Here is a 21,955-nt window from a genome sequence, read left to right on the forward strand (position 1 = left end):
ACCCACCAACCCATCGAGCACTACGCCGCCCTGCGCGCCATCCCCGGCCTCTCGTTCATCCGCCCCGGCGACGCCAACGAGACCGCCCACGCCTGGCGCGCCGCGCTCGAACGCCCCGAGGGCCCGAAGGGCCTCGCCCTGACCCGCCAGAACCTCCCGGTTCTCGAGGGCACGTCCTACGAGGGCGTCAACCGCGGCGGATACGTGCTCGCCGACGCATCCTCCGGCGAACCCCAGCTCATCCTGATCGGCACCGGATCGGAGCTGCAGATCGCCGTCGACGCCCGCCGCGTGCTCGAGGACGAGGGCGTACCCACCCGCGTGGTCTCGATGCCCTGCGTCGAATGGTTCGACGAGCAGGACGAGGCCTACCGCGAGTCGGTGCTGCCGTCCGCGATCAAGGCGCGCGTCAGTGTCGAGGCGGGAATTGCCCAGCCCTGGTACCAGTTCACGGGTGATGCGGGGGAAATCATCTCCATCGAGCACTACGGCGCGAGTGCCGACTACAAGACGCTCTTCCGCGAATTCGGCTTCACCACCGAGAACGTCGTCGCGGCCGCCCGGCGCAGCCTGGCGAACGTCTCCTGAGGAGGAAGATCATGAGCAATGACAGGCTCGCTGCTCTGGCAGCCGCGGGCATCTCCATCTGGCTCGACGACCTGTCCCGCGAGCGCCTGCGCACCGGCAACCTGCAGGAGCTGATCACCGAGAAGCACGTGGTCGGTGTCACCACCAACCCCACGATCTTCGCCAATGCCCTCTCGCACGGCGAGGCCTACGACCAGCAGGTCCGCGAGCTCGCGTCGCGCGGGGCGTCGGTCGAGGACGCGATCCGCGAGATCACCGTGGCCGACGTCCAAGAGGCCTGCGACGTCTTCAGCGGCACGTGGGAGACCACCGGCGCCGTGGACGGGCGGGTCTCGCTGGAGGTCGATCCCAATCTGGCCCGCGACACCGACCGCACGGTCGCTCAGGCGAGCGACCTGTGGAAGGCAGTGGACCGGCCCAACCTCCTGGTCAAGATCCCGGCCACCGAGCAGGGCCTGCCCGCGATCACCCGCGCCATCGCCGAGGGCATCAGCGTCAACGTCACGCTGATCTTCTCCGTCGAGCGCTACCGCTTGGTGATGGGGGCGTACCTCGACGGCCTGGAGCAGGCCGCCGCCAACGGCCAGCAGCTCGCCGGCATCGCCTCGGTGGCGAGCTTCTTCGTCTCCCGCGTCGACACCGAGATCGACAAGCGGCTGGAGAAGATCGGCACCGACGAGGCGCTCGCGCTGCGCGGCAAGGCGGGCATCGCCAACTCGCGGCTGGCCTACGCGGCCTTCCAGGAGGTCTTCGCAGGCCCGCGCTGGGAGGCGTTGGCCAAGCAGGGCGCACGCAAGCAGCGGCCGCTCTGGGCGTCCACGGGCGTCAAGAACCCGGCGTACCCCGACACCATGTACGTCACCGAGCTCGTGGTCGCCGACGTCGTCAACACGATGCCGGAGAAGACGCTCGACGCCGTCGCCGACCACGCCGAGATCGACGGCGACCGTGTCACCGGCAGGGGCGCCGAAGCCCAGCACGTGTTCGACGAGCTCGAGCGTGTGGGGATCGACCTGACCGACGTGTTCGTCGTGCTGGAGGACGAGGGCGTCGACAAGTTCGAGAAGTCGTGGGGTGAGCTCACCGAGTCCGTCCGCGAGCAGCTCGACGGGGCACGCTGACCACGTGACCGCACGACTCGTGTCGTCCGTCCCGCCGCAGGCCGATGTGGTCGAGCGGCTGGTGGACGACTCCGTCGCCAGCCGGATCGCCCGGTGCGACGCCAGTCTCTGGCCGCGAGCTGCACGCCCCGGATGGGTCACCGCCGCCCGGGCGTCCCGTCCGCTGGTCGGTGAGATCGAGGCCTTGCGGGAGCAGCTGCGAGTGGCCGGGCAGGTGCGGGTCGTGCTGGCCGCGGCAGGCGGCGTGGGTGTGGCCGCCGAGGTGCTCGCTGAGGACGATCCGCGACTGGTCGTCCTGGACACCACCGATCCGGCCCAGGTCGCCGACGCCCTCGCCGGCGACCTCGCAGCCACCGTGCTCGTGGTGTCGGCCCCTCCTGGCGAGGACACCACGGCGGTCGAGCTGGTGCGCGACACCGTGCACCGGGCGTTCCGGGCCGAAGGGCTCGACCCGGCTGCTCAGACCGTCGTCGTCACGGCGCCCGGCGGCCCGCTCCTGGAGCAGGCCGCCGGCGCCACGGTCGTGCTCGGGCCGTCCGATGTGGACGGGCCGTGGGCGGCGCTCACCGCGTTCGCCCTGGTACCGGCAGGGCTCGCCGGCGTCGACGTCGGCGCGGTCATCGCCGAGGCTGCCGAGTTCCGTGCCGAGCTGGACTCCGACGACCCGGCGAACCCGTGCCTGGCGCTCGGCGCGCTGCTCGCCGCTGCCCCGGTCGTCGCGCTGGCCGAGGACGGCGCCACGGGCCTCGCCGAGTGGGCCGCGCAGCTCGTCGCGGGTGGTCTCGGCAAGGACGGTCGCGGGCCGCTACCGGTGGTGGTCGAGGGGCCGGACACCCCGGAGTGGGCCGACCCCGAGTCGCTCCGGCCCGGCACCCTCACCGTGTCCCTCAGTACGTTCCACATCGGGTCGCTCGACGGGGCCGCCGTCACCACACTCGGTTCTCCCGCCGCGCAGTTCATGCTGTGGCAGTACTCCACCGCGGTGGCAGCGCATCTCGCAGGTGTCGACCCCACCGACCGCCCCGACGCCGCCCGCGTCGCCGGCAACGGCGCCGTCCACGCTCCCGACGTCCAGTTCACCGACGGCGACATCGACGTGCACGCGGGAGCGTGGCTGCCGAGCGGTACCAGCACGGTGGCCGAGGCGCTACGGGCGCTCGTCGACGCCGCCGAGGCCGACGCGCACCTCGCCGTGCACGCCTACCTCGACCGGCTCGACGACGCCTCCGCCGCGGTGCTGCGTCCCGAGCTGACCCGCCGCACCGGGCTCCCCACCACCTTCGGCTGGGCGCCACGCTGCCTGCCCGGCAGTGGGCAGCGGGACAAAGGCGGCCCGGCCGACGCCGTGATCTGCCAGATCACCGGCGATGCCGAGCCCGACCTGCCGGCGGATCTCGCCGAGCTCCAGCAGGCTCAGGCCCGCGCCGACGCCGAGGCACTGACCGGCCGGGGCCGACCGGTACTCCGGCTTCATTTCACCGACCGGGTGGCGGGCCTCGTCACCCTGGCGCGGGCGGTACAACAGCTGTAGCGCAAGGACAGTTGCCACCGTCCATCACAGACCGAACCGCCAACATCGACTACTGGGAGAAACCGATGGCAACCCGCACGATCGGGGGCGGCCGATGGACCAACCCACTTCGCGACCCGCGTGACAAGCGGCTCCCGCGGATCGCGGGACCGTGCAGTCTGGTGATCTTCGGAGTCACCGGCGACCTCTCGCGCAAGAAGCTCATGCCTGCCATCTACGACCTGGCCAACCGAGGGCTGCTTCCCCCGGGCTTCGCCCTCACCGGATTCGCCCGGCGCGACTGGGACACCCAGGACTTCGGCCAGATCGTCCTCGACGCGGTGAAGCAGCACGCCCGCACGCCCTTCCGGCAGTCCGTCTGGGACCGTCTCGCCGAGGGCTTCCGCTTCGTGTCCGGGAGCTTCGACGACGACGACGCGTTCGATCAGCTCGAGCGGACCGTCCAGGACCTGGACCGCGTGCGTGGCACCGGGGGCAACCACGCCTTCTACCTCTCCATCCCGCCGGGCGCGTTCCCGGTGGTACTCAAGCAGCTCGCCCGCTCCGGGCTCTCCGCCCAGGACGGCGACCAGTGGCGTCGCGTGGTGATCGAGAAGCCGTTCGGCCACGACCTCAAGTCGGCGATCGAGCTCAACGAAATCGTCAACGACGTCTTCCCCGAGGACTCGGTGTTCCGCATCGACCACTACCTCGGCAAGGAGACGGTGCAGAACATCCTCGCTCTGCGCTTCGCCAACCAGCTCTTCGAGCCCATCTGGAACTCCCACTACGTCGACCACGTGCAGATCACGATGGCCGAGGACATCGGCCTCGGCGGCCGGGCGGGGTACTACGACGGGATAGGAGCCGCGCGGGACGTCATCCAGAACCACCTGCTGCAGCTCCTGGCGTTCACCGCGCTGGAGGAGCCCACGTCGTTCTCGTCCGCGGAGCTGCGTACCGAGAAGATCAAGGTCCTCAACGCCACGCGGCTCGTCGGCCCGCTCGACGAGACCACGGCGCGCGGGCAGTACACCGGCGGCTGGCAGGGTGGCGAGCTCGTCAGGGGACTCAAGGAGGAAGAGGGCTTCGACCCCAACTCCAAGACCGAGACCTTCGCCGCCATCACCTGCGAGATCGACACCCGGCGCTGGGCCGGGGTGCCGTTCTACCTGCGCACGGGCAAGCGCCTCGGACGCCGCGTCACCGAGATCGCGGTGATCTTCAAGCGAGCCCCGCACCTGCCATTCGACTCCACGATGACCGAAGAGCTCGGGCAGAACGCGTTCGTCATCCGGGTGCAGCCCGACGAGGGCGTCACGATGCGGTTCGGGTCGAAGGTTCCCGGCAGCCAGATGGAGGTCCGGGACGTCACGATGGACTTCGGCTACGGCACCGCCTTCACCGAGGTCTCCCCCGAGGCCTACGAGCGGCTCATCCTCGACGTGCTCCTCGGCGAGCCGTCGCTGTTCCCGGTGAACGAGGAGGTCGAGCGCTCGTGGGAGATCCTCGACCCCGTGATGGAGCACTGGGCCGCGCAGGAAGCGGGCCCCGACCCCTACTCCGCCGGCAGCTGGGGCCCGAAGTCGGCCGACCTGATGCTGGCCCGCACCGGCCGCACCTGGCGCAGGCCGTGACCCCCGCCCGATCCGTATCCGGGAGCTGGACATGATCGTCGACCTGCCGTCGAGCAACACCTCGACGGTCAACAAGAAGCTCGTCGAGCTGCGCGAGAGCGGCGGTGTGCTGGCACTGGGCCGGGTGCTCACGCTCGTGATCGTCACCGACGACGGCAGTGCCATCGAGGGCGCCATCGAGGCCGCCAACGCGGCGAGCCGCGAGCACCCCTGCCGGGTGATCGTGCTGGCCCGCGGCCAGCGCAAGGCCGCCCCCCGCCTCGACGCGCAGATCCGCGTCGGCGGCGACGCCGGGGCGAGCGAGGTGATCGTGCTGCGGGGCTATGGCGCACTGGCGTCCGACGAGGCGGGGGCCGGCATGGTCATGCCGCTCCTGCTGCCGGACGCACCGGTGGTGGCGTGGTGGCCGGGTGAGGCGCCTGCCATCCCGTCCGAGGACGCGGTGGGGCAGCTCGCCCAGCGCAGGATCACCGACGCGCTCTCGTCGAAGAACCCGATCAAGGCGTTCGAGCAGCGCCGCGCCCACCACGTGGCCGGCGACACCGACCTGACCTGGACGCGCCTGACCTCGTGGCGGGCCCTGCTCGCCACGGCCCTCGACACACCGCCGCACGAGGACGTCACCAGCGCCACGGTCGCGGGAGAGGCGATCTCGCCGTCCACCGACCTGATCGCCGGTTGGCTCGCGGTCCGGCTCGACGCGCGGGTGAAGCGGTCCCCCGCGGAGGCCGGGCCCGGGCTCGTGTCGGTGCGGATGGACCGCCCGTCGGGACCGATCGAGCTGATCCGTCCGGACGGCAAGGTGGGCAGCCTGCGCCAGCCCGGTCAGCCCGACCGGCTCGTCGCACTCGCGCGGCGGGAGGTGCGCGACTGCCTCGCCGAGGAACTGCGCAGACTCGATCCCGACGAGATCTACGGCGCCGCACTGGCCGGCGTCGGGCGGATCGCTCGCGGACGTGCACCGGTCCGGGTCCCCGCCGTCACGGCTGGTTCCTGATGAACACACCGGACATCGCCGTCCACTCGCACCCCAACGTGCTTGCCGCCGCGGCGGCAGCCCGGCTGATCACGCGGCTCGTCGACCTGCAGGCTGCAGGCAACACCCCGAAGATCGTGCTCACCGGCGGCACCACCGGCATCGCGGTGCTGGCGCAGATCCGGTCCACCGTGGCGCGCGACGCCGTGGACTGGAGCCGCGTCGAGTTCTACTGGGGCGACGAGCGGTTCGTGCCGGCCGACGACCCTGACCGCAACGAGAAGCAGGCACGGGAGGCGCTGCTCGACCACCTTCCGGTCGATCCGGCGAAGATCTTCCCGATGGGCGCCGACACCGGCACCGGCCCGTCCGGCGCCGAGGCCGCTGCGGAGCAGTACGCGGCAGTGCTGGCTCGCGCCGCACGGCCGGAGGACCACGGGCCGGTCCCCTCGTTCGACGTGCTGATGCTCGGCATGGGCGAGGAGGGCCACACCGCGTCGGTCTTCCCGCACTCCCCGGCGGTCTACGAGACGGAACGCTCGGTGGTGGCCGTGCACGGCTGCCCCAAGCCCCCGCCCACTCGCGTCTCGCTCACGCTCCCGTCGATCCGTCGGGCCGCTGAGGTCTGGATCATGACCACCGGCGAGTCGAAGGCCGCGGCGGTGGCCATGGCGCTGGGCGGCGCGGGCGAGGTGGCGATCCCGGTGGCCGGGGCACGGGGGCGGCGACGCACCCTGTGGCTGCTCGACCGCGCAGCGGCGTCGAAGCTCCCTCGGGACCTGGTGCCACCGATCGCCTGAGCTCGGCCGTCGTCATCCCGTGAGCATTCGGAGGTGCCCGTGCTCCACGTGATCGTCGACGGCGCGAACGTCGTGGGCTCCCGCCCGGACGGGTGGTGGCGCGACCGGGCCGGCGCTGCGCGCAAGCTCGCCGGGAAGCTGTCGGCCGCGCTCACCGCCGGCCCGGCCCTGCTCGCTCGCGGGCTGGGCGAGGAGGCCACGGACGACGACGTACGGGTGCACCTCGTGCTGGAGGGCGCCGCGGCCCGTATCGAGGACCTTCCCACCCACCCGGGGCTGGACGTCCTGCACGCTCCGGCCGACGGCGATTCGGCGATCGCTGCCCTGGCCGCCGATCTCGCCGCCGAGCCCGTGGTCGTGGTCACCGCCGACCGCGGGTTGCGGGACAGAGTGCGTGCCGGCGGAGCACGGACGGTCGGACCGGAGACTCTGTTGCGCGTCCTGCCCGGCTGACCACGGGCTCGCCATCAGCCGACGCCGTGCGACCGGTTCAGGTCTTGCGGCGCGCCGTCCGCGACGGGCTGCCACCCGTGGTGCCGACCACGGAACGGCGCGGCAGCGGGCTGGAGTAGACCACGCTCGTGGTGACGCCGCCGAGCACGGAGATGCGCCCCGTGACCTCCTCGAGATGGCGCATCGAGCGCGTGCGCACCGTCAGCACGAAGCAGTCCTCGCCGGTGACATGGTGGGCCTCGGTGATCTCGGGCGTGTTGGCGAGCATGTCGCGGAAGGGCTTGTAGTTGCCGTGCGGGTAGCGCAGCCGCACCAGGGCTGTGATCGGCAGGCCGAGCTTCTCCGGGTTGACCTCCGCCGTGTAGCCGGTGATCACGCCGGATTCCTCCAGCCTGCGCACGCGTTCGGTGACGGCGCTGGCCGAGAGCCCGACGAGCCGACCCAGGTCGGCATAGCTCGCCCGGCCGTCCCGCTGCAGGGCTTCCAGCAGGCGCCAGTCGACCTCGTCGAGGGATTCCACGGCCACGCGGGGAATCTACCGTCCGATTCGTCCGGTGACTCCCCAGGGTCCTTGTTGATCTCCACGGAATCCACGGTCATTGCAGTTGATCACCGTGGAATGCCCGTTCCGGAGGTCCGAGATGACACTTAGCGTCCGGGTCATGACCGTTGATTCCGCCGCCGTCGCGTTCTTCACCACCCGTCTGACCTTTCAGACCGACGTGGCCGACGTGCACACCGCGCTGGACCACACCGATCCAGGTTTCGTGCTCGTCGACTCACGTGGAACTCCCGCCTGGCGACAAAGCCGCATCCCGGGCGCGGTACATCTGCCCACCGCGCAGATCCCTGCGCGCGCCGGCCTTCTGCTCGACCCGGCCGTACCGCTGGTGACCTACTGCTGGGGTCCGGGCTGCAACGGCGCCACGAAGGCAGCGCTCGCCTTCGCCCAGCTGGGATACCGCGTCCGGGAGATGCTCGGGGGTGTGGAGTACTGGATCCGGGAGGGTTTCCCGATCGAGACGGACATGGGCACCTCGACCGCGGGGCCCGACCCGCTCACCGCGCCGTGCGGTTGCTGACGGGAGACTCAGCCCGGCTCGGCAGGCAGCCTGCCGTTCAGGTGATCGTCGTAGGCGGCGAGGTCGAGGAACCCGTGGCCGCTGTAGCTGAAGAGGATCACCCGCTCCTCGCCGGTCTCCTTCGCGGCGAGCGCCTCGTCGATGGTGGCCCGGATCGCGTGAGCGCACTCCGGAGCCGGGATACGCCCCTCCACCCGGGCGAACTGCACGGCCGCGTCGAACACCGGGCCCTGCGGATACGCGACCGCCGCCATGCGTCCGTCGCGGACGAGCGCGGAGACCAACGGCGAGTCGCCGTGGTAGCGCAGCCCACCGGCGTGGATGGACGGTGGCACGAAGTCGTGGCCCAGGGTGTACATCGGCATCAACGGCGTGAGACCCGCCGTGTCACCGAAGTCGTAGTCGAACCGCCCCTTGGTCAACGTCGGGCACGACGCCGGTTCCACGGCCAGCAGCCGCACACCGGCGTCGGGCACGAACGGGAAAGCGATGCCCCCCAGGTTCGACCCGCCCCCACAGGAAGCGATCACCACGTCGGGCAGCCGCTCCCCCGCCAACTCCAGCTGCTCCTTCGCCTCCAGACCGATCACGGTCTGGTGCAGCAGCACGTGGTTGAGCACCGAGCCCACCGCGTAGTGGGTGTCGTCGCGACCGACGCAGTCACGTACGGCGTCGGAGATCGCCGAGCCGAGCGAGCCGGGATGACCGGGCTCGGCCACCGGGGACGCCACGACCGCACCACCCCACGTCTCCATCGCAACGCGCCGGTAGGGCTTCTGCTCGTAGGACGCGCGCACCATGTAGACCTGCAGATCCAGGTCGAACTGGGCGCACGCGAACGCGAGCGCGGTACCCCACTGCCCAGCACCCGTTTCGGTGGCCAGCCGCGCGATGCCCTCCTTGGCGTTGTAGAACGCCTGCGGAACAGCGGTGTTCGGCTTGTGGCTCCCCGCCGGCGACACCGACTCGTCCTTGAAGTAGATCCGCGCCGGCGTGTCCAACGCCTCCTCCAGGCGTACCGCGCGGTGCAGCGGCGTGGGCCGCCACAACCGGAGGATGTCGAGCACCTCGCCAGGCACGTCGATCCACGGCTCCGCCGACACCTCCTGGCCGATCAACGCCATCGGGAAGAGCGGCGCGAGATCATCCGGACCCACCGGCTCCCGCGTCACGGGATGCAACGGCGGCTGCAGCGGCGAGGGCAGGTGCGGGACCACGTTGAACCACGCGTCGGGGATCCGGTCAGGAGGCAGCGTCCACCGCGTCATGCCGTCCGAGGCTAGCGACGACCACCAGGGGACGGCGCTGCCGCCACGCCGCATGCGGCATGGGAAGGTTCGGGGATGGCGGACGAACGACGAGGCCTATGGGCAGTGCTCACCCACACCCTGCCCGTGCTGGCCGCTGCGGCGCTGCTCGCCGGCTGCACCGGCACCTCAGAGCCCGCCCAGCCCGACGCACTGCCACCTGCACCGCCGCCCGCCCCGCCCGCCGCGTGCGTGCTGGACACCGCGGCGTTCGCCGCCACCACCGGCCTGACCTGGACTCCCGACGCCACCACGGCCAGCGACACCCGGTGCGTGTACGACCCGTCCGGAGGCGCCCCGGCGGGCGACACCGGTGACGGGCCTGCCTTCGTCGCCGTCGACGTCGCCCCGGCCGGAGCCGCGGCCCCGAGCGACACTCTCGACTCGGTGGCCGGGCTGTGTGAGGACAACTCGCGGGCGGACGTGACGGCCGGCGGTGGCGGCTTCGTCTGTCGGTTCCAGGGTGGCAGCGTGTTCGGCGCGACCGTGCGCGGCGACCGGCTCGTCACCTTAGCGGCGTCTGCGGTGCCGCTCGGCACCACCGCGGCGCGCCTCGTGACGGCGTTCAGTGAACAGCTCGGGGCCCTCCGGTGAGCCCGGGCAGCGGCCCCTGGCCCCTACAGCGCTGAACCGCTACAGCTCGCGCGACGCCCGCAGCCTGCCGAGTGCTTCCTCGAGGATCGCGGCGCCGTCGGCGTCGCTGCGCCGCTCCTTGACGTACGCGAGGTGCGTCTTGTACGGCTCCGTGCGCGGCGGCGCGGGCGGGTTCTCACCGTCGCGGCCCGCGGGGAGCCCGCAACGCGGGCAGTCCCAGGACTCGGGAATGTCGGCTTCTGAAGCGAAGGACGGGGTGGTGATGTGCCCGTTCGAGCAGAAGTACGAGATGCGCGAACGCGGTGCGGTCTCGCCTCGCTCCGACTCACCCATCGGACCGGCACCCACGCGGGTGCCCCGGATCGCGTTGCCGCCAGCCATGGCCATACCTCCTCAGACCCCGAGCTTCACGAGTAGACCGGTACCGATGATGGCGATCACCCAGATCGCACCCACGAACAGGGTGAGCCGGTCGAGGTTCTTCTCCACCACGCTCGACCCGGAGAGGCTGGACTGCACGCCACCGCCGAACAGGCTCGACAGGCCGCCTCCGCGGCCGCGGTGCAGCAGGATCAGCAACACCAGCACCACGCTGGAGAGGATCAGCACGATCTGAAGGGCGAGTTGCATCCCATCCTCATTCTTGTCGGGCGGAACGCCGGGTACGGCGCATTCCACCGCTCGGCAACCGAGGGTACCCGGCCCTGATCCGCAGGTTGTCGCGGGTCACACCGTCATCGGCTGTGGCCGGGCCCCACCGCTCAACGCTCACCGGAGGCCGGTGGGCGCCGATGATCTCACGGCAGCGGGCCACCGGCCGCAATCGCGCACAGCTGCGCGAACTCCTCGGCATCGAGGCTCGCGCCACCCACGAGCGCGCCGTCCACATCGGGTGCGGCCACGAGCTCACCGACGTTCTTCGACTTCACCGAGCCGCCGTAGAGCACCCGCACGCTCGCGGCGATCGCCTGGCCGTACTTCGCCGCCACCGTCTCCCGGATGGACGCGCAGACCTCCTGCGCGTCGGCCGCGCTCGCGACACGGCCGGTGCCGATCGCCCACACCGGCTCGTAGGCGATCACGAGCGTCTGGGCGTGCTGGCTCTCCACCTTCTCCAGGGCCGCGCTGACCTGCCGGGTGCAGTGGGCGACGTGATCGCCCGCTTCGCGGACCTCGAGCCCCTCCCCCACACACAGGATCGGGACGATCCCGTTGCGCACGGCGGCACGCACCTTGGCGTTGACGAGCGCGTCGTCCTCGCCGTGGAACTGCCGCCGCTCCGAGTGTCCGACGACGACGTACCGGCAGCCCAGCTTCGCGAGCATCGGCCCGGCCACGTCACCGGTGTAGGCCCCCGACTCGTGCGGGGAGAGGTCCTGCGCGCCGTGCACCATCAGCAGCTTGTCGCCGTCGATCAGCGTCTGGACGCTCCGGATGTCGGTGAAGGGCGGCAGCACCGCGACCTCGACCTTGTCGTAGTACTTCTCCGGGAGCGCGAACGCGAGCTTCTGCACCAGCGCGATCGCCTCGAGGTGGTTGCAGTGCATCTTCCAGTTGCCGGCGATGAGCGGCTTGCGCCCGGCACCGGCGGAGCGGTCGTCGATGCTTCGTGCCATCTACTGCTCCAGTACTGCGAGCCCGGGGAGGGACTTGCCCTCCAGGTACTCCAGCGACGCCCCGCCGCCGGTCGAGATGTGGGAGAACCCGTCCTCGGGCAGACCCAGCGCCCGCACGGCGGCGGCGGAGTCGCCACCACCGACCACACTGAACGCCCCGTCGGACGACGAGGCGTCGAGGATCGCCTGCGCGACCCCCCGCGTGCCCTCGGCGAACGGCGCGAGCTCGAACACGCCCATGGGCCCGTTCCAGAACACGGTGGCCGCCCCGTCGAGGACCTCGCGGAACGCCGAGACCGATTCGGGGCCGATGTCGAGCCCCTTCCAGGCGTCGGGGATGGCATCGGCGGCGACGGTGCGCGTGTTCGCCTCGGCCGAGAAGTCGTCGGCAACCACGATGTCCGTGGGCAGGACGATCTTGCCGGACTCGAGGAGCTTGCGGCAGGTGCCGATCTGGTCGCGCTCCAGCAGCGAGTCGCCGACGCCGTAGCCGTGGGCGGCCAGGAACGTGTAGCACATCCCGCCGCCGACCAGCAGCGCGTCGACCTTCGGCAGCAGCGCCTCGATCACCGCGAGCTTGTCGGAGACCTTGGAACCGCCGAGCGCCACCACGTACGGACGCTTCGGCGACTCGGTGAGCCTGCGCAGCACCTCGACCTCCGCGAGCACGAGGTCGCCCGCGAAGGACGGGAGGTCGAGCGCGACGTCGTACACCGAGGCCTGCTTGCGGTGCACCACGCCGAACCCGTCGGACACGAAGACGCCCTCGGGCCCCGCCAGCGCGGCGAGCTCACGGGCCAGCGCCGCGCGGTCGTCGTCGTTCTTCGACGTCTCCCGCGGGTCGAACCGGATGTTCTCCAGCAGCGCGACGCCACCCTCGGGCAGCGCGTCGACGGTGAACCGGGCCTCGTCGCCGAGGTCGGCCAGCGGCACCTGCACACCGAGAAGCTCGCCGAGCCGCTCGGCGACCGGCCCCAGGGAGAGCGCCGGGTCGGGTCCTCCCTTCGGGCGCCCGAGGTGCGCGACCACCACCACGCGTGTGCCGGTGTCGCGCAGGCGCTTCAGAGTGGGGACCGAGGCCCGGATGCGGCCGTCGTCGGTGATCCTCGAACCGTCGAGGGGCACGTTCAGGTCGGCGCGGACGAGCACCCGGCGGCCGAACAAGTCCTCGTCCAGCTCGGCGACGAGGTCGTCCAGGGTCTTCACAGCTTCGACGCCACCAGCGCGGTGATGTCGGCGAGGCGGTTGGAGTAGCCCCACTCGTTGTCGTACCAGCCGAAGACCTTGACCTGGTTGCCGATGACCTTGGTCAGCGGCGCGTCGTAGATGCAGGACGCCGGATCGGTCACGATGTCGGAGGAGACGATCGGGTCGTCGTTGTAGCGCAGGTAGCCCTTCAGCGGGCCGCTCTCCGACGCGGCCCGGTAGGCGGCGTTGATCTGGTCGATCGAGGCCTCCTCGCGCAGCTCGACCGTGAGGTCGGTGATCGAGCCGGTAGGAACCGGGACGCGCAGCGAGTAGCCGTCCAGCCTGCCGTTCAGGTGCGGCATGACGAGGCCGATCGCCTTGGCGGCGCCGGTGGAGGTGGGCACCACGTTGATGGCGGCGGCGCGGGCGCGGCGCTTGTCCTTGTGCGGTCCGTCCTGCAGGTTCTGGTCCTGCGTGTACGCGTGGATCGTGGTCATCAGACCCTTCTCGATCCCGAACGCGTCGTCGATCACCTTCGCCAGCGGCGCAAGGCAGTTCGTGGTGCAGGAGGCGTTGGAGATGATGGTCTGCGAGCCGTCGTACTCGGCGTCGTTCACGCCCATCACCACGGTGAGGTCCTCACCGGTGGCCGGCGCGGAGATGATGACCTTCTTCGCGCCCGCGTCGACGTGCTTGGCGGCCGCCTCGCGCTTGGTGAACAGGCCGGTCGACTCGATGACGACGTCGACGCCGAGGTCCTTCCAGGGCAGCTCCGCGGGGTCGCGCACGGCGAGGCCCTTGAAGCCCTTCCCGTCGACGATGATCTCCTCGTCGGTCGAGGTGACCTCGTAGGGCAGCCGACCCAGGATCGAGTCGTACTTGAGCAGCCCCGCGAGCGTGGCGTTGTCGGTGATGTCGTTGACCGCCACGATCTCGATGTCGCTGGTGCCGGCAGCGCGCTGCGCATCGACGGCCCGCCAGAAGTTGCGGCCGATTCGACCGAATCCGTTGACGCCTACCCGCACGGTCATGTGCGCGCCTCCTCCAGTAATGCCTGCTCGACCAGGTCAACCCTATCGTCCGGATCGCTGCCGGGCGGGCCTAGGGGCTTTATCGATTCACTTACCGGGCCTTCGATCACACTTCACACCCCGGGTGACGACCTCGTCCCCCGGGGGCCATCGTCCGCGCTCTGCCCGGCTGGGCTCAGGCCTCTTCCAGCATGTCCGCTGTGACGGCCGACTCGGTGTCGGGGATGCCCAGGTCGGCCGCGCGCTTGTCGGCCATGTGCAGGAGCCTGCGGATGCGGCCTGCCACGGCGTCCTTGGTCATCGGCGGATCGGCCAGCTGGCCCAACTCCTCCAGCGACGCCTGGGTGTGCTCCGCCCGGAGCCTGCCCGCGGCGAGGAGGTGCTGCGGCACGTCGTCGCCGAGGATCTCCAGCGCGCGCGCCACCCTGGCTGCGGCCGCGACCGCCGCCCTGGCCGAACGGCGCAGGTTGGCGTCGTCGAAGTTGGCGAGGCGGTTGGCGGTGGCGCGCACCTCGCGGCGCATCCGCCGCTCCTCCCACGCCATCACGCTCTCGTGCGCGCCCATGCGCGTGAGCAGGGCCCCGATCGCGTCACCGTCGCGGACCACGACGCGGTCGGCACCGCGGACCTCCCGCCACTTCGCGGTGACCCCGAGCCGGCGCGCGGCACCGACCAGCGCCATGGCCGCTTCCTGGCCGGGGCAGGTGACCTCGAGGGCGGAGCTGCGTCCGGGCTCGGTGAGCGAACCGTGCGCGAGGAACGCCCCGCGCCATGCCGCTTCCGCATCGCACAGGCCGCCGGAGACGACGGGCGGCGGCAACCCACGCACGGGCCGGCCGCGGGCGTCCAGCAGGCCGGTCTGGCGGGCCAGCCCCTCGCCGTCGCGCACCACGCGCAGCACGTAGCGTGCGCCGCGGCGCAGGCCACCGGCGGTGATCACGTGCGCCTCGCAGGTGTGCCCGTACAGCTCGTGGATCTCACGGCGCAGCCTGCGCGCCACCGACCCGGTGTCGACCTCGGCCTCGACGACGACCCGGCCACCGACGATGTGCAGGCCACCGGCGAACCGCAGCAGCGCCGCCACCTCGGCCCGGCGGCAGCACGGCTTCGTGACGACGAGCCTGCTCAGCTCGTCCTTGACCGACGCGGTCATCGCCATGTGGACCTCCTGGCGGGATGGGGCACGGGAGCGCAAACCACGTTCACGTTCTCCTCCTCTCGGCGGCGTCCGCTGCCGACGGCACGCGCACCGCATCGGGCGAGCCCGGTAACGACTCGAGCTCGGCCAGCACGGCGCCGAGCGCGGATGCGAGCGACACGGGGTCGTGGCGCGGCACCGTCGGGTCGGCGGCGGCGACCGGGGCCAGGTGGACCCGACCGCCCGGGGAGAGCATCACCGCCGCCGCCCGATACAACCGTTCAGGTACCGGCACCGCGGCGACGTCGGCGATCACCGCGTCGACCCGCAGCGCCGGGGCGTGCTGGGAGAGTACGGCCAGGTGCTGTTCGGGTGAGAACCCGGCGGTCTCCCCGGGCTCGGGAGCCAGGTTGAGCACGATGACACGGCGCGCCCTGCTGGTGATGACGGCGTCGCGCAGCTCGGGCACCAGCAGGTGCGGAAGCACGCTGGTGAACCACGACCCCGGCCCCAGGAGCAACACGTCAGCGGTGCGTACGGCCTCGACCGCCTCGGGACACGCTCGTGGCCGCTCCGGTCGCAACCAGACCCGCCGGACCCGGCCCGGCGTGGACGCCACGGCCACCTGGCCACGGATGCGGTGCGGCTGGGCGGGCTGCACGCCGAGGCCCGTGACCTCGGCCTCGATGTCGAGCGGCTCGCAGCTCATCGGCAGCACCCGGCCCCGCAACCCGAGCAGCGCACCCACCTCGTCGAGGGCGGCCACCGGGTCGCCGAGGACGTCCATGAGCCCGGCCAACAGGAGGTTGCCCACCGCGTGCCCGGCGAGCGCGCCGGTGCCGCCGAAACGGTGCTGCACGAGATCCGCCCACCGGTTCGCGGCACCGTCCTGCGCCGCGAGGGCGGTGAGTGCCATCCGCAGGTCGCCGGGAGGGAGGAGGCCGAGCTCGCGGCGCAGCCGCCCCGAGGACCCACCGTCGTCGGCGACGGTGACCACCGCCGTGACGTTGTCCGCCACACCGCCCATGTCGGCGAGGTGACGCAGCGCGGACAGGGTGGCGTGCAGGCCGTGGCCCCCGCCGAGTGCCACAGCCGCCGGTCCGGCGCTCACTCTCGCCCCAGGTCGCGATGGGCGACGTTCACCGTGACGCCCTCGGCGCCCTCCAGGCGGCGGGCGAGCTCCTCGCTGATCGCGACGCTGCGGTGCTTGCCGCCCGTGCAGCCGACCGAGACCGTCAGATAGCGCTTGCCCTCACGGCGGTACCCGGCCCCGACGAGCCGCAGCAGCTCGAGGTAGCGGGTGATGAACTCGTCGGCGCCGTCCTGACTCAGCACGTAATCGCGGACCGGCTCGTCCCGGCCCGTCTGGTCGCGCAGCTCCGGGATCCAGAACGGGTTCGGGAGGAACCGGACGTCAACCACCAGGTCGGAGTCCATCGGCAGACCGTACTTGTAGCCGAACGACACCAAAGTGACACGTGTGACCTGCGCAGACTCCGAACCGAACGCTCTTTCGAGTGTCGCGCGCAGCTGCGGGACGGCCACGGTGGAGGTGTCGACGACCAGATCGGCGTTCTCCCGGAGCGGTCGCAGCAGCTCGCGCTCGGCCGTGATCCCGTCCACGAGCCTGCCGTCGCCCTGCAGCGGATGGCTGCGGCGCACCTGCTCGAACCGGCGCACGAGCACCGCGTCGGTGGCCTCGAGGAACAGCAGGCGCGGCTTGTAACCGCGGGCGTCGAGATCCTTGATCACGGCGCCGAGGTCGGCGGTGAACGCGCGGCTGCGGACGTCCATGACCACGGCGATCCGCGTGATCTCGCCGCGGGCACGCGCACCGAGGTCGACCATCGTGGCGATCAGCTCGGGCGGCAGGTTGTCGACCACGAACCAGCCGAGGTCCTCGAGCACCTTGGCGGCGGTGCTGCGCCCCGCTCCGGAGAGCCCGCTCACCAGGGCGACCTCGATGCCGCCGGGCGCAGGCGATGGTGACGTCATGACGCAGGCACCCCCGCATCGGTCTGGTCGGCGGGTGCGGCATCGGGCCGTTCCGCCTGGTCCGGCGAATCCGGCCGGTCGGGCCCGTGCAGCGCGGCCAGCACGGCCGCGGCGATGCGCGGGCCGAAACCGGGGAGCGCCGCAATGGCATCGGCGTCGGCGGCCTTGAGCTTGCGCAGCGACCCGAAGTGCTTGAGGAGCGCGGCACGGCGGGCAGGACCCAATCCGGGAACCGCGTCCAGCTCGGAGCTGACCATGCTCTTCGAACGACGCTGGCGGTGGTAGGTGATGGCGAATCGGTGAGCCTCGTCGCGCAGCCGCTGCAGGAGGTAGAGCCCCTCGCTGGTGCGCGACATGATCACCGGGTCGGGTTCGGCGGGCAACCACACCTCCTCGAGGCGCTTGGCCAGGCCGCACACGGCCACGTCGGTGACCCCGAGGTCGGCGAGCACGTCGGCCGCGGCCTCGACCTGCGGCTGACCGCCGTCGACCACGAGCAGGTTCGGCGGGTACGCGAAACGGCGCGGCCGACCCGTGGTCGGGTCGATGCCGGGGCGTGTCAGGGTGGCATCCGGGGAAGCGATACCGGTGGCCTCGCCCGAGGCGGTCTCGGCGTTACCCTCGGTGTCGTCGGTACCACTTTCGGTGCCAGTTCCGTTCTCGGACAGGTGACGCCGGAACCGCCGTCGTACCACTTCGGCGATGGCGGCGACGTCCCCGCCCTCCGCACCCCCGCGCACCTCGAAGCGGCGGTAGTCGGACTTGCGGGCGAGGCCGTCCTCGAACACGACGAGCGACGCGACGACGTTGCTTCCCTGCACGTGGCTGACGTCGACGCACTCGATGCGCAGTGGAGCGCTGTCGAGCCCGAGGGCGTCCTGGATCTCCTGCAGCGCCGCCGAGCGCGCCGTGAGGTCACCGGCCCGGCGCAGCTTGTGCTGGGTGAACGCCTCGGCCGCGTTGCGAGCCACGGTTTCGGCGAGCGCGCGCTTGTCGCCACGGTGCGGCACGCGCACCTGCACCCGTGATCCGCGCAGGCGCGACAGCCAGTCGACGATCGTGGTGAGCTCGGCGGGGAGCTCGGGGACGAGGATCTCCTTCGGAACGGGCTGCTGGGCGTCGTCGGCGGAGCCGGCCAGCGCCGCCTGCTCGCCGTAGAACTGGGTGAGGAAGCGCTCCACCAGCTCGGCCGTGTCGGTGGGCTCGACCTTGTCGATCACCCATCCGCGCTGGCCACGGACCCGGCCGCCGCGCACGTGGAAGACCTGGACGGCGGCCTCGAGCTCGTCCTCGGCGAACGCCACGACGTCGGCGTCGGTGCCGTCGCCCAGCACCACGGCCTGACGCTCCATGGCACGCCGCAGCGCGCCGATGTCGTCGCGCAGCCGCGCGGCCCGCTCGAACTCCAGGTCCTCCGACGCCTCGGCCATCTTGCGCTCGAGCTGGCGGACGAGGTGGTCGGTGCGGCCGGAGAGGAAGTCGCAGAAGTCCTCGACGATGTCACGGTGCTCGGCGGCGTCGACCCGCCCGACGCAGGGCGCGGAGCACTTGTCGATGTAGCCCAGCAGGCAGGGCCGCTGGATCTGGCCGTGGCGCTTGAACACCCCGGCGCTGCACGTGCGAGCGGGGAACACCCGCAGGAGCAGGTCGAGCGTCTCCCGGATGGCCCACGCGTGGGCGAACGGGCCGAAGTAGCGCACGCCCTTGCGCCGCGGGCCGCGGTAGACGTGCAGCCGCGGGAACTCCTCGTTCATCGTGACGGCGAGCACCGGATAGGTCTTGTCGTCGCGATAGCGGACGTTGAACCGAGGGTCGAACTCCTTGATCCAGTTGTACTCGAGCTGGAGCGCCTCGACCTCGGTGGCGACGACGGTCCACTCCACGCGCGCCGCGGTGGTGACCATCTGCCGGGTGCGCGGGTGCAGGCCGGCGAGGTCGGCGAAGTAGGAGTTGAGCCGCTGGCGCAGGCTCTTCGCCTTGCCGACGTAGATCACCCGGCCGTGCTGGTCGGAGAAGCGGTACACCCCAGGGGCCTCCGGGATGGAACCGGGGGCCGGACGGTAAGTGGCGGGATCGGCCATGGCCTCACCAGGGTAGGACTGCACCCCGACACGCCGTGATCGGACCGCCCGCTCGGCGCGTCCTGCGTGTGGTGTAGGCGGGTCTGTCGGCCGCCCGTGATAGGACTTGCCCTCGATGCGAACGCGCGTTCGAACGATCGGGGGGATCCGATGGGGCTCGACAAGCTCGACACGATCCGCAAGCTGCTCGCGAAGGCAGAGCGTGCAGCCACGGCGGCCGAGGCCGAGACCTATACGGCCAAGGCGATGGAGCTGATGGCCCGCCACGGCGTCGACGCCGCGCTGCTCGCCGTCGCGCGGCCCGGCAGCGACCGCATCGGCCCGCAGCGGGTCGCGATGGAGGATCCCTACAGCGCAGGCAAGGCCAGGTTGCTCGGGTGGACGGCCACCGCGCTCGGTTGCCGCTGGGTGCTCCACGGGGCACGGGGCCGCAAGGTCGCCGCTGTCACCGTCTTCGGTCACGAATCGGATCGGCAGCGTGTCGAGCTGCTCTACACATCACTGCAGTTGCAGGCCAGCACACAGCTGGTCCGGGTGCGACCACCGGCGCGCGGTGAGTCCGTGGCCGCCTACCGGCGCTCGTGGCTCCACGGGTTCGCGGTCGAGGTGCATCGACGGCTGACCGACGCCGAGGAGCGTGCCGCGGGCGCAGCCCGGTCCGAGGCCGCAACGGGCGGGCCGTCCGTCGCACTGGTGCTGGCCGACAGACGTGAGCAGGTCGATCGCGCCTACGCCGCCGCCTTCCCGCGGCTGGCCTCCGCTCGGCGCAGCGTCCTGTCCGGCTCCGGATTCACTGCCGGGGCCAGGGCGGGCGAGCGGGCTGATCTCGGCTTCGGCGGGCTCGGTGCCGGCAACGACCGGCACCGGGCCCTGGGCGCCTGAGATGCTCTCCGGCAGGTCAGGCCGGCAGGGCGATGAGCCGGTCGGCCACCAGCTCGAGATCCTTGCCCACCACGTGCGGGCGGGCCATCACGTCGGGCACCGCGCCCTCGAGCCTGGTCGCGAAGCCGCCCACGAGCCCGGCCCGCACGGCCCCGTGCACGTCCCAGGAGTGCACGGCCACCAGCGCCACCCGGTCGCCCGGAGCGTCCACCTGCTGGCACGCCCAGTTGTACACGCGGGCAGGCGGCTTGAAGGAGCGGATCTCCTCGGCGGAGAGCACTCCCCGCAGGTAGGTGCGCAGCCCTGCACGATCCAGGGCGTCCGACGCCACCGCCGCCCCTCCCTGCGTGAAGGCGTAGGCCGGGATCCGCGCCCTTGCCAACGCCCGCAGCGCCGGCTCCACGTCCGGGTGAGGAGGCAGCTCGCCGAAGCCGGCCAGCACATGGTCGAGCGCTTCATCCGAAAGGGTGTGCTCCGTGGTGGTGCGCAGCGCCGCCCTGGCCACCTCGGCGAAGGGGCGCACGCCGCCGGCCAGCGTGAGGGCCATCCCGTCGCGCACGGTGCGAGTGAAGAACAGCTCCCACTCGTGATCCGGGCGACCGACGTCCACGAAGCGCGAGCGCAGCGCCTCCACCTGCAGCATCGTCTCGTAGACGTCGAGGAGCACCACGCGCGGCCGACGATCCGCCGCCCGCACGCGATCCAGCTGGTTCCCGCCCTCCACCGTCATCGTGCCCTGTCCGTCGTGCCCTGCTGGGAGTGCCGTGGGCGGTTCGTCGTGCCGGATCTCATCGTGCTGCGTTCATCGTGCCGTGTCGCGCTTCCACTCATCCGTGAGCAGCGCCGCCACGCGGCGTACCGCCCGTCCCGTTCGGATGAAGATCGTCGCTCAGGGCGACAGAGCGGAGCGGGTCGGCAGCGCTCCGTAGCGCCGAACGGCTTTCAGCACGCGCCGAACGTGCAGAGCGCGCAACGGAGCGAGTGCGTATCCGGGGTAGCTCGCGAGCCAGGTCGCACTGCCGAGGCTCACGGCGTCGGCACCAGCCCAGAAGTACTCGCGGCAGTCGTCCACCGTGCGTATCCCACCGGTCGCGATGATCGGCAGCGTCACCCCGGCCTCGCGCAGCTCGCTCACCACGCGCAGCCCGATCGGTTTGATCGCCCGCCCGGAGAGGCCTCCGTAGCGGTTCGAGAGCCAGGGCTCACCCGTTCGGGGGTCGAGCCGCAGCGCCTTCACGGTGTTGATGGCTGTCAGTGCCGACACCCCGGCCTTCGCCGCCTGCTCCGCGTTGCGCAGGTAGTCGTAGTCGGGCGAGAGCTTGAGGATCACGGGGTGGTTGCTGCGGGGCACCGCCTCGTCCAGCACGTCCTGCAGGATCGTGGAGAAGTCGAAGTTGACGTTGTGGCAGGACACGTTGAACTCCACCGCGGCGATGTCCCCCGCCGGCACAGCGGCGTTCACCCGGTCCACGAGTGTCACGAACTCCTCGGCGGAGAATCCGCCGAGGGAGATGATCACCCGCTGGTCGCGGGTGCGCGGGTAGTAGTCGCGCAGGTAGGCATCGATCCCGACGTTGCACCAGCCGAACGCGTTGACCCAGCCGGCGTCGGTGCCGCGCAGCACCTTTCCGTAGCGCTTCAGGAGGTCGGGGAGCTCACTGAGCGCGTACTCGTCGCGCGTCGTGAAATGGCCCTCGCGGGGCTCCACGGTCAACGTCCTGGTGGTCACCGCCCCGAACTCCGCCAGCGGCACGAACAGCGACACGGGGCTCATGCCGTACGGCACGAGCCGGCTGTTCGACACCCCGTAGCCGAGCAGGCTGGACGAGGTGACCAGCCGGTTGCGGAGCACGATGTCGCCGAGGCGCACACCTTCCTCGCCGAACGGTTCCCGGGCGACATGATCACGAGCACGAAGCACGGCCCCGATGGTACGTGCGTCCATCCACGCTCTCC

The 21,955-nt window shown here is 71.4% G+C and carries 23 protein-coding genes; 10 read left to right on the forward strand and 13 right to left on the reverse strand.

The features are described from left to right. The 7 genes from ABD743_RS36295 to ABD743_RS36325 form a co-directional block, all read left to right on the forward strand. The coding region (locus ABD743_RS36295; protein WP_344727906.1) for a transketolase-like TK C-terminal-containing protein at positions 1-588 on the forward strand (588 nt) is incomplete at its 5' end. A gap of 11 nt (positions 589-599) precedes the next feature. Continuing rightward, a complete protein-coding gene (gene tal, locus ABD743_RS36300) occupies positions 600-1,709 on the forward strand; it encodes a transaldolase (RefSeq protein ID WP_344727908.1) in 1,110 nt (369 codons plus the stop codon). A gap of 4 nt (positions 1,710-1,713) precedes the next feature. Then, complete coding sequence (locus ABD743_RS36305; protein WP_344727910.1) at positions 1,714-3,240, forward strand: glucose-6-phosphate isomerase; 1,527 nt, start codon at positions 1,714-1,716, stop codon at positions 3,238-3,240. Between the two features lie 65 nt (positions 3,241-3,305). Further along, a complete protein-coding gene (gene zwf / locus ABD743_RS36310; RefSeq protein WP_344727911.1) occupies positions 3,306-4,856 on the forward strand; it encodes a glucose-6-phosphate dehydrogenase in 1,551 nt (516 codons plus the stop codon). A 31-nt stretch (positions 4,857-4,887) separates the two neighbouring features. Next, positions 4,888-5,853 carry a glucose-6-phosphate dehydrogenase assembly protein OpcA gene (gene opcA / locus ABD743_RS36315; RefSeq protein WP_344727913.1) on the forward strand — a complete coding sequence of 322 codons (966 nt, stop codon included), beginning with the start codon at positions 4,888-4,890 and terminating at the stop codon, positions 5,851-5,853. Then, positions 5,853-6,632, forward strand: coding sequence for a 6-phosphogluconolactonase (pgl, locus tag ABD743_RS36320; RefSeq protein ID WP_344727914.1), 780 nt, complete (start codon positions 5,853-5,855; stop codon positions 6,630-6,632). Before opcA ends, pgl begins: the two co-directional genes overlap by 1 nt. A 33-nt stretch (positions 6,633-6,665) precedes the next feature. After that, the gene (locus ABD743_RS36325; protein WP_344727916.1) at positions 6,666-7,085 is read left to right on the forward strand and encodes a hypothetical protein; all 420 of its coding nucleotides are present in this window, start codon (positions 6,666-6,668) and stop codon (positions 7,083-7,085) included. Between the two features lie 37 nt (positions 7,086-7,122). On the opposite strand, the gene ABD743_RS36330 is transcribed toward ABD743_RS36325, so the two are convergent. After that, positions 7,123-7,611, reverse strand: coding sequence for an Lrp/AsnC family transcriptional regulator (locus tag ABD743_RS36330; protein WP_425567047.1), 489 nt, complete (start codon positions 7,609-7,611; stop codon positions 7,123-7,125). A 136-nt stretch (positions 7,612-7,747) separates the two neighbouring features. Between ABD743_RS36330 and ABD743_RS36335 the strand changes: the two genes are divergently transcribed. Continuing rightward, positions 7,748-8,167 carry a rhodanese-like domain-containing protein gene (locus tag ABD743_RS36335; protein ID WP_344727917.1) on the forward strand — a complete coding sequence of 140 codons (420 nt, stop codon included), beginning with the start codon at positions 7,748-7,750 and terminating at the stop codon, positions 8,165-8,167. Positions 8,168-8,175: 8 nt separating this feature from the next. Here ABD743_RS36335 and ABD743_RS36340 read toward each other — a convergent pair whose 3' ends face one another. Further along, a complete protein-coding gene (locus ABD743_RS36340; RefSeq protein ID WP_344727918.1) occupies positions 8,176-9,435 on the reverse strand; it encodes a TrpB-like pyridoxal phosphate-dependent enzyme in 1,260 nt (419 codons plus the stop codon). 75 nt (positions 9,436-9,510) lie between these two features. Between ABD743_RS36340 and ABD743_RS36345 the strand changes: the two genes are divergently transcribed. Next, positions 9,511-10,068: a hypothetical protein gene (locus ABD743_RS36345; RefSeq protein WP_344727920.1), complete on the forward strand. Its 558-nt coding sequence runs from the start codon at positions 9,511-9,513 to the stop codon at positions 10,066-10,068. A gap of 39 nt (positions 10,069-10,107) precedes the next feature. On the opposite strand, the gene ABD743_RS36350 is transcribed toward ABD743_RS36345, so the two are convergent. The 9 genes from ABD743_RS36350 to uvrC form a co-directional block, all read right to left on the reverse strand. After that, positions 10,108-10,449, reverse strand: coding sequence for an RNA polymerase-binding protein RbpA (locus ABD743_RS36350; protein ID WP_241038926.1), 342 nt, complete (start codon positions 10,447-10,449; stop codon positions 10,108-10,110). A 12-nt stretch (positions 10,450-10,461) separates the two neighbouring features. Then, positions 10,462-10,698, reverse strand: a complete 237-nt coding sequence (gene secG, locus ABD743_RS36355) for a preprotein translocase subunit SecG (RefSeq protein ID WP_241038927.1) — start codon at positions 10,696-10,698, stop codon at positions 10,462-10,464. 167 nt (positions 10,699-10,865) lie between these two features. Then, positions 10,866-11,684 (reverse strand): triose-phosphate isomerase, encoded by an 819-nt coding sequence (gene tpiA, locus ABD743_RS36360; protein ID WP_344727922.1) that lies wholly within the window; start codon positions 11,682-11,684, stop codon positions 10,866-10,868. After that, on the reverse strand, positions 11,685-12,890 hold the full coding sequence (locus ABD743_RS36365) for a phosphoglycerate kinase (protein WP_344727923.1): 1,206 nt from the start codon (positions 12,888-12,890) through the stop codon (positions 11,685-11,687). It lies immediately after the preceding gene. Then, the gene (gene gap / locus ABD743_RS36370; RefSeq protein ID WP_344727925.1) at positions 12,887-13,903 is read right to left on the reverse strand and encodes a type I glyceraldehyde-3-phosphate dehydrogenase; all 1,017 of its coding nucleotides are present in this window, start codon (positions 13,901-13,903) and stop codon (positions 12,887-12,889) included. The genes ABD743_RS36365 and gap overlap by 4 nt, the downstream gene beginning before the upstream one ends. Before the next feature lie 175 nt (positions 13,904-14,078). Next, entirely contained in the window at positions 14,079-15,062 is a 984-nt protein-coding gene (gene whiA, locus ABD743_RS36375) for a DNA-binding protein WhiA (RefSeq protein WP_241038931.1), read from the reverse strand. Positions 15,063-15,105: 43 nt separating this feature from the next. After that, the gene (locus ABD743_RS36380; RefSeq protein ID WP_344727927.1) at positions 15,106-16,152 is read right to left on the reverse strand and encodes a gluconeogenesis factor YvcK family protein; all 1,047 of its coding nucleotides are present in this window, start codon (positions 16,150-16,152) and stop codon (positions 15,106-15,108) included. Further along, positions 16,149-17,036 carry an RNase adapter RapZ gene (gene rapZ / locus ABD743_RS36385; RefSeq protein ID WP_344727928.1) on the reverse strand — a complete coding sequence of 296 codons (888 nt, stop codon included), beginning with the start codon at positions 17,034-17,036 and terminating at the stop codon, positions 16,149-16,151. The genes ABD743_RS36380 and rapZ overlap by 4 nt, the downstream gene beginning before the upstream one ends. Continuing rightward, the gene (gene uvrC / locus ABD743_RS36390) at positions 17,033-19,117 is read right to left on the reverse strand and encodes an excinuclease ABC subunit UvrC (protein WP_344727929.1); all 2,085 of its coding nucleotides are present in this window, start codon (positions 19,115-19,117) and stop codon (positions 17,033-17,035) included. The genes rapZ and uvrC overlap by 4 nt, the downstream gene beginning before the upstream one ends. Before the next feature lie 150 nt (positions 19,118-19,267). Between uvrC and ABD743_RS36395 the strand changes: the two genes are divergently transcribed. Further along, complete coding sequence (locus tag ABD743_RS36395) at positions 19,268-19,999, forward strand: DUF2786 domain-containing protein (RefSeq protein WP_344727930.1); 732 nt, start codon at positions 19,268-19,270, stop codon at positions 19,997-19,999. A gap of 16 nt (positions 20,000-20,015) precedes the next feature. Here the strand turns inward: ABD743_RS36395 and ABD743_RS36400 are convergent, their stop codons facing one another. Both ABD743_RS36400 and ABD743_RS36405 read right to left on the reverse strand, forming a co-directional pair. Then, complete coding sequence (locus ABD743_RS36400; protein ID WP_344727932.1) at positions 20,016-20,729, reverse strand: HAD-IA family hydrolase; 714 nt, start codon at positions 20,727-20,729, stop codon at positions 20,016-20,018. A gap of 159 nt (positions 20,730-20,888) precedes the next feature. Beyond that, positions 20,889-21,944: a beta/alpha barrel domain-containing protein gene (locus ABD743_RS36405; RefSeq protein ID WP_344727933.1), complete on the reverse strand. Its 1,056-nt coding sequence runs from the start codon at positions 21,942-21,944 to the stop codon at positions 20,889-20,891. Between the last annotated feature and the right edge of the window lie 11 nt (positions 21,945-21,955).

Source organism: Pseudonocardia yunnanensis (assembly GCF_039534065.1).
GTDB classification, from domain to species: Bacteria; Actinomycetota; Actinomycetes; order Mycobacteriales; family Pseudonocardiaceae; genus Pseudonocardia; species Pseudonocardia yunnanensis.

Bases quoted from the DNA above. Each gene is read 5' to 3' on its own strand.
- tal (WP_344727908.1), top strand. From the start codon at position 600: ATGAGCAATGACAGGCTCGCTGCTCTGGCAGCCGCGGGCATCTCCATC.
- zwf (WP_344727911.1), top strand. From the start codon at position 3,306: ATGGCAACCCGCACGATCGGGGGCGGCCGATGGACCAACCCACTTCGC.
- opcA (WP_344727913.1), top strand. From the start codon at position 4,888: ATGATCGTCGACCTGCCGTCGAGCAACACCTCGACGGTCAACAAGAAG.
- pgl (WP_344727914.1), top strand. From the start codon at position 5,853: ATGAACACACCGGACATCGCCGTCCACTCGCACCCCAACGTGCTTGCC.
- ABD743_RS36335 (WP_344727917.1), top strand. From the start codon at position 7,748: ATGACCGTTGATTCCGCCGCCGTCGCGTTCTTCACCACCCGTCTGACC.
- ABD743_RS36340 (WP_344727918.1), bottom strand. From the start codon at position 9,435: ATGACGCGGTGGACGCTGCCTCCTGACCGGATCCCCGACGCGTGGTTC.
- ABD743_RS36345 (WP_344727920.1), top strand. From the start codon at position 9,511: ATGGCGGACGAACGACGAGGCCTATGGGCAGTGCTCACCCACACCCTG.
- ABD743_RS36350 (WP_241038926.1), bottom strand. From the start codon at position 10,449: ATGGCTGGCGGCAACGCGATCCGGGGCACCCGCGTGGGTGCCGGTCCG.
- secG (WP_241038927.1), bottom strand. From the start codon at position 10,698: ATGCAACTCGCCCTTCAGATCGTGCTGATCCTCTCCAGCGTGGTGCTG.
- tpiA (WP_344727922.1), bottom strand. From the start codon at position 11,684: ATGGCACGAAGCATCGACGACCGCTCCGCCGGTGCCGGGCGCAAGCCG.
- gap (WP_344727925.1), bottom strand. From the start codon at position 13,903: ATGACCGTGCGGGTAGGCGTCAACGGATTCGGTCGAATCGGCCGCAAC.
- whiA (WP_241038931.1), bottom strand. From the start codon at position 15,062: ATGGCGATGACCGCGTCGGTCAAGGACGAGCTGAGCAGGCTCGTCGTC.
- rapZ (WP_344727928.1), bottom strand. From the start codon at position 17,036: ATGACGTCACCATCGCCTGCGCCCGGCGGCATCGAGGTCGCCCTGGTG.
- uvrC (WP_344727929.1), bottom strand. From the start codon at position 19,117: ATGGCCGATCCCGCCACTTACCGTCCGGCCCCCGGTTCCATCCCGGAG.
- ABD743_RS36395 (WP_344727930.1), top strand. From the start codon at position 19,268: ATGGGGCTCGACAAGCTCGACACGATCCGCAAGCTGCTCGCGAAGGCA.
- ABD743_RS36400 (WP_344727932.1), bottom strand. From the start codon at position 20,729: ATGACGGTGGAGGGCGGGAACCAGCTGGATCGCGTGCGGGCGGCGGAT.
- ABD743_RS36405 (WP_344727933.1), bottom strand. From the start codon at position 21,944: ATGGACGCACGTACCATCGGGGCCGTGCTTCGTGCTCGTGATCATGTC.